This is a genomic window from Streptomyces resistomycificus, assembly GCF_001514265.1.
GTDB lineage: Bacteria > Actinomycetota > Actinomycetes > Streptomycetales > Streptomycetaceae > Streptomyces > Streptomyces resistomycificus.
The window spans coordinates 347,524-361,262 of the sequence record NZ_KQ948993.1; the positions used below are offsets into that span (position 1 = coordinate 347,524).

Sequence of the window (13,739 nt, forward strand, 5' to 3'; positions counted from 1 at the left end):
GCCGGGAATCGCCGCTTCCGTATCCTGCCGGGCGTGAACTCCAAGACTCCGCTGCTCCGCCGGACGCTGACCGCCGTCGGCTGGATCAGCCTCGGCCTGCTGGGACTGCTCGACGTGTTCGCCAACGGGACGCCCGACTACCGCTGGACGAGCTTGCTGCCGATGGTGTCCGGCCCGCTTGCCTGCATGGCGCTGCTGTGGCCCGCTCGTCGGCCGAGCGTGCAGGTACGTGCCGTGCTCGTCGCGGGCGGCTCGCTGGTCCTCACGGCCGTGATCGCCACGTGGGCGGGCCCGGACATTGCCACTACGTTCGGGGCGCTGGAGAGCGTCGCTCTGCTGGTGCTGCTGTCCCGCGCGGTGTGGGCGGTGCAGGGCCCGAGGACCGCGGCGGCCGTTTCGGCCGCACTGAGCGTGGCGGCCATCGTGATCCCGCTGCGCTTGCTGCCGGCGGACATCCAGAGCGACAGCCAGAACGCCCCCGACGGGTCCCTGCTGATGGCGCTCGGCGCCGGCCTGGCTCTCGCCTGGGGCCTGCGGAAACGGCTGCTGGAGGAGCGGCGGGCCCGCGACATCGCCGCCGTACGCCAGCGCGAGCGCCTGGAACTCGCCCACGACCTGCACGACTTCGTCGCCCACCACGTCACCGGCATCATCGTCCAGGCCAATGCCGCGCTGGCCCTTCAGCACACCGCACCGGAACAGGTCCGACCGCTGCTGCAGAACATCACCCGGTCCGGATCGGAGGCACTGGACTCGATGCGCCGTCTGGTGCGGGTCATGCGCGAGGACGACCACGCGGGCGTGCGGCCCGGCGAGGTCTGGGCGGAACTCGCCCGCCTGGTCTCCGCGTTCTCCGGAGACGAAGAGGACGCCCAGTTGCACGTGGCGGCGGCGGCCCGCGAGGTGCGGCTCGCCCCCGAGGTGGAGACGTCCGTGCACCGCGTGGTGCAAGAGGCGTTGACCAACGTACGCCGGCACGCGCCCGGCGCCGCGGTCACCGTACGGGTCGATGTGGACGGGCACCGGCTGCGGGTCGAGGCGTACAACACGGCACCGGCCGCGCCCCACTCCGGCCCGGTCGGCGGGCGTGGCGGCTTCGGCCTGGTCGGCCTGCGGGAACGCGTCGAGGCGGTGGAGGGCACGCTGACCGCCGCCCCCACCGACGACGGTGGCTGGCGGGTGACCGCCGCCTTCCCGGTGCTGGCCGCTGTGGCAGGATCACCGGTGTGAACGCTGCGGCGATCCGGGTGCTGATCGCGGACGACCAGGAGCTCGTCCGCATGGGCTTCCGGCTGATCCTCGGCGCCCAGCCCGGCATCGAGGTGATCGGGGAGGCCGCCGACGGCGCCGCCTGCGTGGAACTCGCCCGCCGGCTGCGGCCGGACGTGTGCCTGGTCGACATCCGGATGCCGAAACTGGACGGTCTGGACGTCACCCGGGCGCTGGCGGGCCCCGGAGTCCACACCCCGATGAGGGTCGTCGTGATCACCACGTTCGACCAGGACGACTACGTGCACACCGCGCTGCGCAACGGGGCCTGCGGCTTCCTGCTCAAGGACGCCCCGCCCAGCCTGCTGATCGAGGCGGTGCGGGCCGCCGCCCGTGGCGACGCGCTGGTCTCCCCCGCCGTCACCGTCCGGCTGCTGAAGGAACTGTCCTCCACGCGGCCCGATCCGGACGCCGCCTGCCCGCTGACCGAACGGGAACTGGACGTGGCCCGGCTCGTCGCGGTGGGCCGGACCAACCAGGAGATCTGCGACCAACTGGTGGTGTCGCTGTCCACCGTCAAGACGCACCTGGCCAACATCCAGCAGAAGATCGACGCCCGCAACCGGGTCGAGATCGCCGCCTGGGCATGGGAGCGCGGCATGGTCCGGGAGCGATAGGGGCGGCTGCACAGCCGCTGCGCCGGAGCTGTTCACGGTGGCGTCGGCAGCTGAAGAGCACGGGTTCGGTGGGCCGCCAGGCGGCCGGCTGCCGCGGCCGCCCAGCGGGCGGAGTGCCTTCGTGTGCGACGAGGGCGTACGAACCTCCTCAGGCGAGTGCCGGGCCGGAGCGGAGAAGCCCAGGCCCGGCAGCGGGCGTGACAAGGGCCGATGCCCTCAGGAGGGCCTGTCAGCTCGGCTTGAGGATGATCGCCTGACCGCCCGCGGGGGCCATGGCCACGTCCAGCGTGGTGGCCGAGGTGACGGTTCGGGTACTGACCACGACCGGGGTCTGGTACGGGCTGGTGCCCGGCGTGCCGTCGGCGTAGACGGTGGCGGTGTAACTGACCCCGCTGTCCAGGAAGGACAGCGGGAGCGACAGCGTCCGGGCCGCCTCGTTGGTCATCGCCCCCAGGTACCAGGTGGTCCCCCGCCGGCGGGCCACGGCGACGAACTGGCCGATCGATCCGGCCAGGGTACGGCTCACGTCCCAGGTCGTGGGGACGGCGTTGAACCAGGGCAGTCCCGGCCAGTTGGCGGTGTTGGCGTACTTGGACGTCTGCTTGTCGTACCAGAAGAGGAAGTTCAGCGGCTGGTAGTACACCGCGGCCATCGCCATCTGGTGGGCGTTCGTGGTCTTGTTGCGGGACTGGCCGTAGCAGATCGTGTAGTCCAGGGGGCCGCCGATGTTGCGGGCGAAGGGCAGGGTCACGTTGTGGGTGGCGGTCGGGAACTGCTCGTTGCCCCGGACGCCTTCCATGCTGAGGAAGTTCGGGTACGTGCGCTCGTAGCCGAACGGGCGGATGTTGTCGTGCATGTCGATCAGCAGCTGGTACTTCGCGGCCGTCTTCGCCCAGCCGGTGATCTGGTTGGTCATGGCCTGGGTGCCGTCGAGGACGAAACCCAGCTTGACGCCCGCTACGCCCCAGCTCTTGTACAGCGCGAACAGGGAGTCCACGTCGCCCAGCGCGGCGCGGTCCGCGTAGAGGATGACCCCGATGCCGCGGTCGGTGGCATAGGAGATGACCGAAGGAAGGTCGATCTCGGGAATCGGCTGCCTGGCGGGCGAGGTGACCGGTCCGTACCATCCGCCGTCGTACTCGATGTACTGCAAGCCGCGCGCGACGGCGAAGTCGACGCCCTGGATGCCGGCGGCGGTGGTGAGTTCGCAGCGGAAGACCTTGCCAGGCTTGATCCACGAGGTGTCGGCGAGGGCGTTGGGCGGGGCCAGGTTGAGCACCAGCTCGGCGTTGTCGACCAGCTCGGCGTGGGTCGACCCGATCACCACCGCGCGCCACGGCGTCGCGAACGGTGTGGTGACGGTGGAGGTCGTCGCGACCGGGCCGCTGCCGCGTGCGGTGTGCTCCATCAGGAAGGCGGACAGGGCGCTGGGCTGCCCGGAGACGGAACTGAGCATCATCCGGGGGAAGTTCACCCGGGAGGACTCGCAGACGCACGCGATGACCCCACTGGGCAGAGTCGCGGTCAGCGGCAGGTCGGTCAGAGGGCCGTTGTCCGTGCCGGAGGTGCCGGTGACCGGGATGGAACCGGGGGCGAGCGGGATGTAGTCGGCCTCGTCACGGGCGCTGTAGACCAGCGTCTTGTCCGGGAAGGTGAACGTCGTCAGCTCGTCGGAGATGGTGGCGGTGCCGGCGCCGAGCAGGACGTAGCGGAGGGCGACGCCGGCGTTGTAGGCGCGGGCCTGGACGCTGAAGCGGACCCCGGAGACGGTGTCCTCGAGGTTCCAGCGCTGCTCCTGGTAGTGGTCGGTGACGGTCGAGTTGCGGCCGTAGACCGGATTCCAGGTGGTGTTGGTGGTCCAGTGCTGGTTCTGGGTCACCGTCACGTTGCTGCCGAGGGTCGTCCCGTTGCCCAGCCTGAGACCGAGGGGTGAGGTGGCGATCACCGTGGTGCCGCCGCGCAGGACGGACCACCGGAGCGCTCCGCCCACCACCGACAAGGTGAGGACCGTCCTGCCGTCCGGCGAGGTCGCTCTGACGGAGGCGTCCGCGGCGTAGGCGGGCCATGTCGCCCCCAGCCCCGCCGCCGTTCCGGCGGTGATGATCACGCCCTTGAGTATTCCCCTGCGGGAGACGGTCGCCGAGTTCTCGACGGAATCCACATCGGGCTCTTCCTGCTCGCCTGCACTACGCATCATGAGTGGGGCCTCTTCCTTGAGGACCGCATGACAGCGGACCACACATCGAATGGAACCAACCGGTCGTAGACGTCTGAAGGTGTCGGGAAAGTGGTAGGGGTGTCCGAATCGGGCCGCGCCTTCGTATCCGGCGGGGCCGGCCGCGGCGGGTCGTAAGGGGTGACCCCGTGGCGACCCACTGCCCACCCGTTGCCTGTCACGAATGGCGCCGCATCACTTCGGTGTACGGCAGTGCCCCGGCGCCCCCTTCGATGGCGGGGTCGCCGGGGCACGCGGTCAGGAGAGAGTCCAGGTCTCGCTGTTGACGCTCGCGCTGCCGCCGAGCTCCTGGTCCACCGCCGCTCCCTGGGTGGTCGAGCCCGCGACACCGATGTGCAGGCCGCTGCCGATGTTCACCAGCATGTAGTTGCTGCCGGTGTAGCTGCCGGTCAGGTCCAGGGCCCACTGCTGGTTCGTCCCGCCGTTGCAGGTCCACTGCTGCAACTGGACGCCGGCGGTGGTCGACCGGCTCGGGACATCCAGGCACAGGCCGCTCTTCACGCCCTTGAGCGTGAAGATGTTGTCCGCCACCCGGTTGAGGGTCCACTGCTGGTTGGTACCGCCGGTGGACGGCCACTGGATGATCTTGGCGCCGTTCGCGGTGGAGCCGCTGGCGACGTCCATCAGCATCGAGCTGCCGACGTTCTTCAGCGTGTGGACCCCTTCCGACGGGATCCCGCTGCCGGCCGTCCATGTACCCGCGTCCACGTCGAGGGACCAGGTCGGGTACTGACCGAGGTTCACCGTCGTGCCCCGGATGGTCAGCGGCAGCCAGATCAGCTTCGAGGCGCCCAGGTTGGTGGCGTCCCAGCGGTCGCCCGCGTAGATGTACGTGGTGCCGGAAGTGCCCTGGACCGTGATGATGTTCGCCGTCTGGCTGCCGTAGGTGCGGGTGCCGGGGGCGGCGAAGTTCCGGAACGCCGACCAGGGGCCGCTCAGCGAGGTGGCGGTGGCGTAGACGTTGTCGTTCAGGCTCCAGCCGGTCAGGCGGGAGCCGAGGACGTAGTACATCCCGTCGATCTTCACCATGGCGGGCGACTCGACGCTGCCGCTGCTGCCGGCGCTGCCCAGCACCGCCACCGCGCTGTCCACGGAGAGGTAGTCGGCGGAGAGCTTGTAGATGCGCAGGCCGTTGTTGCGGTCCTCGCTCAGCAGGTAGCCGGTGCCGTCGGTGTCCTGGAACAGGCCGATGTCACGGCTGAGGTTGCCCATCGGCCGGAAGCTGCCCCGGTAGGTGTACGGGCCGCACGGCGTGCTGCTCGTGGCCACACCGACCCTGGCCTCGGCGTAGTTGGTGCTGTCGATGTGCATGTACATCACGTACGTGCTGGTCGACTTGTTGTAGATGACCTTCGGCCGCTCCACGATGCGGCTGGGACCCAGGTCACCGCTGGTCTGCCGGCTCAGGGCCTGACGCTCGAAGGTCCAGTTCGCCAGGTCGGTCGAGGAGTAGCAGGTGATGTTCTGGAACGACGTGTCCGCCGACGTCTTGCCGGTCTTGTCCTCGCCGAAGCCATACCAGGTGTCGCCGACCTTGACGATGCCGAGCCCGTGCAACTGCAGGGTGTTGCCGTTCTGGTCGGTTCGTGCGGCGCCCGTCGTGAAGGTCACCGTGGCCGCGTGTGCCTGGGTGGCGGGCACGAGCAGGGCGGCGAGGCTGCCCAGCAGGGTCAGGAACGTGGCCATGGCGGTCCGCCATCGGGCGCGCGGTGGCGGTGTGCGATGTGCTGTGGTGTCGGACATGGTGTCACCTCTCCGTCGAGGTTCGGGGATGGTGCGGGGGGTGCGGGTCGAGCGGTGGGATCCTGGGGCCGCTCAGGGGGCGAGCGGGATGGTGAGGGTGTTCCAGGACATCGGTGGCAGCAGGGCGCTCAGCCGTCCGCCGTCCGTGACGGTGCCGGTCACCGACTTCGGCGTCACGCGGTCCTGGTGCTGGAGCGTGTTGGCCGCGTGGCGGTCGGGGTCGGCCAGGGCGGTGTGCGTCACCTGCCCGGCCACCGGGTTGCACGCCCGCAGGTCGGCGGTGAGTTCGAGCGGCTTCGTGGTGTCCCGGTTGACGGCGAAGACGGTGAGCGTCCCGTCCTCCTGCTGGACGGCGGTCGCGTGCAGCAGGGGCACCTCGCCGTAGCGGGCGGTGTCGTGGACGGGGCTGTCCAGGGCGAGCCGGAGCACCTGGCCGCGGCCGTGGCGGGCCGCGTCGGCGAAGGGGTGGAAGATGGTCTGCCGCCAGGCCGGGCCGCCGGGCTCGGTCATGATGGGGGCGATGACGTTCACGAGCTGGGCGAGGCAGGCCGCGGTGACGCGGTCGCAGTGGCGCAGCAGGGTGATCAGCAGGCTGCCGACCACGACGGCGTCGGTGACGGTGTAGACGTCCTCGAGCTGGCGCGGGGCCACGCTCCAGTCCGGGGTGTCGGTGTTGTTGACCGGTCGGCTCTGGTACCAGACGTTCCACTCGTCGAAGGAGAGGTTGATCCGCTTGCCGGAGCGGCGCTTGGCCCCGATGTGGTCGGCGGTGGCGACCACCCCGTCGATGAAGGCCTCCATGTCGGCGGCCGAGGCGAGGAAGCTGTCGACGTCGCCGTCGCTCTCCTCGTAGTAGGCGTGGCAGGAGATGAAGTCGACGAGGTCGTAGGTGTGCTCCAGGACCGTCGCCTCCCAGGCGCCGAAGGTCGGCATGGAGCGGTTGGAGCTTCCGCAGGCGACCAGTTCCAGGCCGGGGTCGACGTCGCGCATGGCCTTGGCGGTGACGGCGGCCAGGCGGCCGTACTCGTCGGCGCTCTTGTGGCCGAGCTGCCAGGGGCCGTCCATCTCGTTGCCCAGGCACCACAGCCGGATGCCGTGCGGCTTGTCCACGCCGTGCGAGCGGCGCAGCTCCGAGAAGGCCGTGCCGGCGGGGTGGTTGGTGTATTCCAGCAGGTCGAGTGCCTCCTGCAGGCCGCGGGTGCCGAGGTTGACGGCCTGCATGGGCTCGACGTCGGCCTTGGCCGCGAAGCGCATGAACTCGTTCAGCCCGAACCGGTTCGTCTCGACGGTCCGCCAGGCGCCGTCGAGCCGGCGGGGCCGCTGCTCCACCGGACCGACGCCGTCTTCCCAGCGGTAGCCGGAGACGAAGTTGCCGCCGGGGTAGCGGACCATGGTGACGCCCAGTTCCCGGATCAGGGCCAGGACGTCGGTGCGCAGTCCGTCCTCGTCGGCGCTCGGGTGGTCCGGTTCGAAGACGCCGGTGTAGACGCAGCGGCCGAGGTGCTCGACGAAGGATCCGAACAGCCGGGGATTCACCTCGCCGACGGTGAAGTTGGGGTCCAGATGTATGGACCCTGCGAGCGGCGGCTGGCCGGCGGGGTTGGGCATGGGTCACTCCGTGTTGGATCGGTGCGAAGAGTGGCGTTCGGTACGGTTGCCGGGGTGCTCCGCGGTCAGCCTTTGATGCCGGTGTGCGCGACGCCTTCGACCAGGTATCGCTGCAGGAAGAGGAAGACGAGCACCAGCGGCAGGATGGACACGGTGGCGGCGAGGAACAGCTCGTGGATGTTGACGGTCTGCGCGGTGGTGAAGGTCGACAGCGCCACCTGCACGGTCCAGCTGGACTGGTCCTGGCCGATGACCAGCGGCCACAGGAAGGCGTTCCAGTTGGTGATGAAGGTGATCACCGCGATCGCCGAGAAGAAGCCACGGGAGTTGGGGACGACGATCCGCCAGTACGTGCCCCAGCTGCCGAGACCGTCGATCCGGGCGGCCTCCTCCAGTTCCTTGGGGAAGCCGAGGAAGTACTGCCGGAAGAGGAAGGCGGTGAAGCCGCTGAACAGGCCGGGCACGATCAGGCCTTGGAGTGAGGAGACCCAGCCCAGTGACGACACGAGGACGAAGCTGGGCACGAAGGTGACCGCGCTGGGGATCATGAGGGTGGCCAGCACCGCGTAGAAGATCTTGTTGGCGTGCCGGTACGGGACGCGGGCGAGGGCGTAGCCGGCCAGGGAACAGACCAGCAGCTGCCCGGCGGTGCCGAGCACCCCGACGACGAGGGAGTTCCACATGCTGCGCGCCATGGGAACCGCGGGGTCGTTGAACAGCTCGGGGATGTTCTCCCAGTGCAGCTCGGTCGGGAAGAACTTCCAGTTCGTCCCGGTGATGTCGGCGTCGGTGGCCAGGCTGTTGCGGATCAGCAGGTAGAACGGGATCAGGAACAGCAGCGCCGTGACGACGGCGACGGTGTAGAGGGCGGCGTTGCCGGCCCGTTCCCTCGCTGTGCGGGGGCGGCCGCGGACGTGGGTGGTGGAGGAGGTGGCCATCAGCCGTCCGCCTTTCCGAAGCCGAAGATCCTGCCCTGCAGCAGCGTCACCATCGTGATGAGCGCCGACAGCACCAACGCCCCGGCGCTGCCGTGGCCGAAGTCCTGCCCCTGACCGAGGGCCGTGTAGTAGAGGTAGACCAACGGCGGCCTTGCGTAAGGGGTGTTGGGCAGCAGGTTGTAGAACTCGTCGAACGCCTGGTAGGCCGCGATCAGCAGGAGGAGCACCACGGCGACCGAGGTCGTGCGCAGCTGCGGCAGGGTGATGTGCCGGAAGGTCTGCCGGCCGGGTCGGGCGCCGTCCGTCCAGGCCGCTTCGTACAGTTCCTTGGGGATCTGCTGGAGGGCGGCCAGGAAGAGGATCATGTAGAAGCCCAGCTGGAGCCAGAGCCGTACGGTGACCAGCACCATCCAGTACCAGGGCGGGGAGACGGTGCCGATCCAGGCGATGGGTTCGACCCCGAACCAGCCCAGGACGGTGTTGGCGAGACCGAAGCGCACCCCGTTGAAGATCGACAGCTTCCACACCATCGAGGCCACGACGTAGGAACACGCGGTGGGTATGAAGAACACCGAACGGAAGAAGGCACGGGCGACGCGGATGCGATGGACGAGCAGCGCTAGCGCCAGAGCCAGGACATAGGTGAGAGGGACGACGATCAGCGCGAAGAGCGTGAAGGTCCACAGGCTGTCGGTGAACGGCCCTTCGGTGAGGATGTCCGCGTAGTTGTCCAGGCCGACGAACTTCGTCGGGGTGACCGTGTTCTGGGCCTGGAAGAGGCTCAGGTAGAAGCTCCAGCCGACCGGCACGTAGACGAACAGCAGGAGACCGGCCAGGAAGGGACCCGCGAAGAGCCAGAAGGTGCGGGTGCTGCCTCGCACCCCGTGCCCGACACGTCTCGCCTTCGCCTTCGCCTTCGCCGCGGGGCCGGGTGACGCGATGGCGCCCGGACGGGCGCCACCGGTGGTGGTGGTTGTCATGCCTGTCAGGGCCCCTCAGGCGATCTTCTTGAGTTCGGCCTCGACCCGAGTGCGAGCCTTGGCCACCTCGGACTCGGGGTTCTTTCCGCTGACCACGGCGTTGTTCACCATGTCCTGGGAAATCGTCATCATGCCCTGGGTCCAGTACGGGTCGTCATAGTGCCCCTTGGTGTCGAAGAGCTTCACCGCCTCGGCGGCGGTGCCGCTCTGCAGCTTGGTGGCCTTCGCCGCGAGGCTCTTGCGCGGGGGGATGTGGAAGCCGTAGGAGGTGCACCAGTCCTCCTGGAACTTCGTCTGCTCGATCCACAGCCACTTCACGAACGCCTTGGCCGCGTCGACGTCCTTGGCCTTGGCGCTCACGTAGGTGGACCAGCCGCCGTTGTAGACCACCTGGCGGCCGGCGCTGCCGATGGCGGGCAGGGGGACGATGCCGAAGTCCTCACCCAGTGCCTTCTGGATGCCGGGCATCGCCCACAGGCCGCACCACTGCATCGCCGTCAGGCCCTGGATGAACGCCGACGGGTCCCACCAGTCGGTGGGGGCGCCGAGCAGCAGCGTCTTGCTGGTGTAGAGCTCGCGCATCTTCTTCAGACCCTCGACGGTCGCCGGGGTGTCGAAGGCGACCTTGTGGTCGGCGGTCAGCAGCTCACTGCCAGTGGCCCAGATCAGGGGACTGGCCAGGATGTCGCTGCCGCCCTTCAGGCCGAGGTACAGGCCCTTGACTCCGCCCTTGTCGAGCTTGCGGGAGACCTCTATCAGCTCGTCGAAGGTGGTCGGGGGCTGGACGCCCGCCTTCTCCAGCAGGCTCTTGCGGTAGTACAGGAACTGCGGGTCGTCGATCATGCGGATGCCGTAGACCTTGCCGTCCACCGAGTTGGCGGCCAGATCCTTCTCCGTGAAGTCGGACTTCACGTCCGCGATGATGTCGTCCAGCGGCACGATCTGCCCGGACTTGGCCATCTGGACGTCGGGGTGGAACTCGAAGACGTCGGGGCCGTTGCTGGAGACCAGGCCGCTGGAGAGCTTGGAGGCGTAGTCACCGGGGATCCACTGCACCGACACGTCGGCCTTGGTGTACGCCTTCGCGTACCGCAGCGCCGCCTGCTGGGTGCCCGCCTCGCCGTATTGGTGGTACCACTGGCTGATCGCCGCCTTACCGCCGGTGGAGCCGCTGCCGCGACCGGTGTTCCCGCCGCACGCGGCGAGGAATCCCGCCGCCGCCACGGTGCCGGAGGCGCGCAGGAGGGATCTGCGGCCGAACGATCTGCTGGGGTTCTGTTCAGGGGACATGGCTACCTCTGCTGTGAAGAACGGGCGTGGGACCGGGCCTTGGCGGCGGGGCCGCGACGGCGGGTGATGACGCTGTGGACAGCCGCGGAGTGCGGCCGGGAAGAGCGCGACGCGAAGCCCGCGGGGTGAGGGGCACGCAATCGGAAGGGGGAATTCCTGCCGCTGACGGGGTTGCACCGAGCGGAGCGAGACGCAGGTTATGCGCGCTACACCCCTTCGTCAACAAGCCAGAAAAAGTCTTTGCCGGGCAGTTCCAACGGCGTGCACGCCGCGGTTACGATCAGGGCGTCCCACCCCGATCGAGCACAGGACGGCGCCGTTGAAGCGGACGTACCAGGACATTCGTCGGACCAACCGTTTCGCGGTGATGCGGCATCTCATCGCCACGGCGCCCGTCGTCAGGCGCGACATCGCCGCGGCCACGGGCCTGTCGGTGGCCACCGCCTCCGACATCGTCAGCGAGTTGCACGAGCTGGGACTTCTGGCCGAGATCGGACAGCAGGCTTCGGGGGGCGGACGCCCGCGGAACCTTCTCGCACCCGCCCGCGAGGGACCCCGACTCATCGGCGTCGACATCGCCGAGACCTACGTCCACGTCGAGGTCTTCGATCCCGCTCTGCGGGTCTTGGCCAGAGCCGAGTACGAACTGCACCCGCACGCCAACTCACCGGACTACGTCGTGGACCACATCGTCCGCGGAGTCGACGACGCGATCGCGCAGGCCAAGGTGGAGCGCGGCAGGGTTCTCGGGATCGGCGTCAGCATTCCCGGCCAGGTACGGCCGGACGGCACGGCCTCCGTCTTCGCCCCGAACTGGCAGTGGAACGACGTGCCACTGCTGGCCCTGCTCACCGACCGGGTCCCTGATGTGCCGGTCCTCCTCGACAACCCGCTGCGTGCGAGCACCGTCGCCGAACTGTGGTTCGGTGCCGCCCGCGGCCGCGACGACGTCGCTGTCCTCACCCTGGGAACCGGCGTCGGCGCGGGCCTGGCCGTCCACGGAGCCCTCTACCGCGGGGCCACGAACACGGCCGGCGAATGGGGCCACACCAACCTGGTCATCGACGGCCGCGAGTGCCGCCGCGGATGCGTCGGATGCGTGGAGACCTACGTGGGCGCACCCGGCATCATGCAGCACCTAGCGGAGGCCGACCCGGACAGCCCGCTCCTGCACCCCGCCGACCAGACGGCGACCATCCACGCCCTGGCCACCGCTCACGCGGCCGGCGACCCCACCGCACAGCAGGTGATCGCCACGACCGGCCGCTACCTCGGCATCGCCATCGCCAACCTGATCAACCTGTGCAACCCGCAGACCATCGTGCTCACCGGTTGGGTCGCCGACACACTGGGAAGCGCCGTCCTGCCGCACGTGCGCGCCACCGCCGCCCGTTACGCACTCGCCGAACCCTGGGAAGGCACCGAGATCAGCCTCTGCCCCATCGACCGCAACCCGGTCAGCCTCGGCGCGGCGACCCTCGTCCTGGAAGGGTTCCTGTCCTGACGATCCGGCTGTGAGCGGTTCCGACCTGGCCTGGTGCGAGGAGTACGGCCTCAGGCGGGAACTCCTGTGGTTCGGCCACGAATCGACCGGTTCCTATCGAGCGGGCCGTCGCCGAGCTGGACTACCGGCTCAACCACATGGCGCGGTCGGCGGACGGGGTGCTGTCCCCGGTGCCGCTGGGGGACCTCGCCGGCAGCCAGGGCGCCGGGCAGCGGCCCGTGGTGGTGCTGGGCGAGTACGACGACAACCTCCAGTCCCGGGGACGGCTGGCCGACGGACGGCCCGCCGAGGAGATCCTGCGCCACCTCGCCGACCGGGGACACCGCCGGTTCCTCCACGTCGCCGGCTCGCAGGACTGGGCCTCGGCACGCAACCGGAGGGCGGTCTACGTGGAGGCGATCGAGCGACTTGGGTTGGAGTCCTACGGCGTCGCCGACGGCGACTGGTCCGTGCGCTCCGGCTACGAGGCCGCGGGACCTGCCCGCCGACTCCGGCGTGACGGCCGTACTGGCCGCCAGTCGATGCTGTCGCTGCTCGCTCTTCTGCGTGGCGAGCCCGAGCCGGAGGGCGAGGTCACGGATCTGTTCCACCTCGTGCCGCGTGGGTCGAGCGGTCCGGCCCCTTGCTGAGTCCCTCCGGTGTCCCCCCGGGACGTCACGCGAAAAAGTGAACGATCACTACGCAACTCTTGACCGTCAAGGTGACCGTTCACTACGTTCATTCTGCCGCCGCGTTCACGTCGGCAAGAGAGCCGAGTTCGTCCGACAGAGCCGCTCTCCTCGACTGCACGGTGACGCGCGCACGCCTTGGGCAAGCAGGTCGAACCGACCTGGTTCGTCAGCGATTGACGAACCCCCGATGCCGCGCCCAGGCACCGCCCGATCTTCCACGAAAGAGCCACATGACTGAGTACAGCCAGCCCGCGCGGGTGGCGATCGTCGGCGCAGAAACCATCGCCGACGGTTACCAGACCGGTGAGCACGATGAACTCGACGGCGGCGCCACGGTCCTCGCCTACGCAGGCACCACCAGCGCCTCCACCCCACTGACGTGGTTCGCCCGCACCAGCGCCTTCGCCTGCCTCAACCCCTCGCCGGCCTTCGACACGGAGATCAAGCTGGAACCCGGTCAGACGCTGCGCCTCAACCACCGCCTCGTGTTCCTCGACCGCATGGTGGATCGCCACGAACTCGAACCGATCGCGCAGGAGTTCGCGCTGTGACCTCACTCCCCGACTTCCCCGGAGCCGTGGGACTCAGCCAGCTCGAGGCATACCCCTGGCCCACAGCGGACGACGAACACGGCGGCTCACCGCACATGCACCTCACCTGCACGGAGTGCTACATCGTCATCAGCGGCCGCGGCCGACTGGAGACCCTCAACCACAAGGGACTCACGACGACCGAACTACGCCCCGGAGACGTCGTCTGGTTCACCCCCGGCACGATCCACCGAGCCATCAACGACGAGAACCTGCACGTGATCGTCGTCATGCAGAACAGCGGCCTCCCCGAAGCAGGCGACGCCGTCATGACCTTCCCCCCCGAGTACCTG

The 13,739-nt window shown here is 69.1% G+C and carries 12 protein-coding genes; 6 read left to right on the top strand and 6 right to left on the bottom strand.

Features of this window, described 5'->3' with window-relative positions; genetic code table 11:
* The first annotated feature begins 33 nt into the window (after positions 1 to 33).
* The gene (locus AQJ84_RS22810) at positions 34 to 1,230 is read left to right on the top strand and encodes a sensor histidine kinase (protein ID WP_053192578.1); all 1,197 of its coding nucleotides are present in this window, start codon (positions 34 to 36) and stop codon (positions 1,228 to 1,230) included.
* Complete coding sequence (locus tag AQJ84_RS22815) at positions 1,227 to 1,886, top strand: response regulator (protein WP_030041726.1); 660 nt, start codon at positions 1,227 to 1,229, stop codon at positions 1,884 to 1,886. The genes AQJ84_RS22810 and AQJ84_RS22815 overlap by 4 nt, the downstream gene beginning before the upstream one ends.
* 229 nt (positions 1,887 to 2,115) lie before the next feature.
* Here AQJ84_RS22815 and AQJ84_RS22820 read toward each other — a convergent pair whose 3' ends face one another.
* From AQJ84_RS22820 to AQJ84_RS22845, 6 genes are all read right to left on the bottom strand, one after another.
* Positions 2,116 to 4,083: a glycoside hydrolase family 97 protein gene (locus AQJ84_RS22820; RefSeq protein WP_225889119.1), complete on the bottom strand. Its 1,968-nt coding sequence runs from the start codon at positions 4,081 to 4,083 to the stop codon at positions 2,116 to 2,118.
* Between the two features lie 276 nt (positions 4,084 to 4,359).
* Complete coding sequence (locus tag AQJ84_RS22825; protein WP_030041723.1) at positions 4,360 to 5,865, bottom strand: RICIN domain-containing protein; 1,506 nt, start codon at positions 5,863 to 5,865, stop codon at positions 4,360 to 4,362.
* A gap of 72 nt (positions 5,866 to 5,937) precedes the next feature.
* Positions 5,938 to 7,473 (bottom strand): arabinosylfuranosidase ArfA, encoded by a 1,536-nt coding sequence (arfA, locus tag AQJ84_RS22830; protein WP_051870031.1) that lies wholly within the window; start codon positions 7,471 to 7,473, stop codon positions 5,938 to 5,940.
* Positions 7,474 to 7,538: 65 nt separating this feature from the next.
* Entirely contained in the window at positions 7,539 to 8,411 is an 873-nt protein-coding gene (locus AQJ84_RS22835) for a carbohydrate ABC transporter permease (protein WP_030041721.1), read from the bottom strand.
* A complete protein-coding gene (locus AQJ84_RS22840) occupies positions 8,411 to 9,391 on the bottom strand; it encodes a carbohydrate ABC transporter permease (RefSeq protein WP_030041720.1) in 981 nt (326 codons plus the stop codon). The genes AQJ84_RS22835 and AQJ84_RS22840 overlap by 1 nt, the downstream gene beginning before the upstream one ends.
* Positions 9,392 to 9,406: 15 nt before the next feature.
* Positions 9,407 to 10,681 (bottom strand): ABC transporter substrate-binding protein, encoded by a 1,275-nt coding sequence (locus tag AQJ84_RS22845; protein WP_030041719.1) that lies wholly within the window; start codon positions 10,679 to 10,681, stop codon positions 9,407 to 9,409.
* A 319-nt stretch (positions 10,682 to 11,000) separates the two neighbouring features.
* Between AQJ84_RS22845 and AQJ84_RS22850 the strand changes: the two genes are divergently transcribed.
* From AQJ84_RS22850 to AQJ84_RS22865, 4 genes are all read left to right on the top strand, one after another.
* Positions 11,001 to 12,185 carry an ROK family transcriptional regulator gene (locus AQJ84_RS22850; protein WP_053192572.1) on the top strand — a complete coding sequence of 395 codons (1,185 nt, stop codon included), beginning with the start codon at positions 11,001 to 11,003 and terminating at the stop codon, positions 12,183 to 12,185.
* A 137-nt stretch (positions 12,186 to 12,322) separates the two neighbouring features.
* Positions 12,323 to 12,814, top strand: coding sequence for a type 1 periplasmic-binding domain-containing protein (locus tag AQJ84_RS22855; RefSeq protein WP_059198859.1), 492 nt, complete (start codon positions 12,323 to 12,325; stop codon positions 12,812 to 12,814).
* A gap of 272 nt (positions 12,815 to 13,086) precedes the next feature.
* On the top strand, positions 13,087 to 13,407 hold the full coding sequence (locus tag AQJ84_RS22860; RefSeq protein ID WP_059198860.1) for a DUF6807 family protein: 321 nt from the start codon (positions 13,087 to 13,089) through the stop codon (positions 13,405 to 13,407).
* Positions 13,404 to 13,739, top strand: a 336-nt coding sequence (locus AQJ84_RS22865; RefSeq protein WP_225889120.1) for a cupin domain-containing protein, incomplete at its 3' end; no start/stop codon positions are given. The genes AQJ84_RS22860 and AQJ84_RS22865, both read left to right, overlap by 4 nt.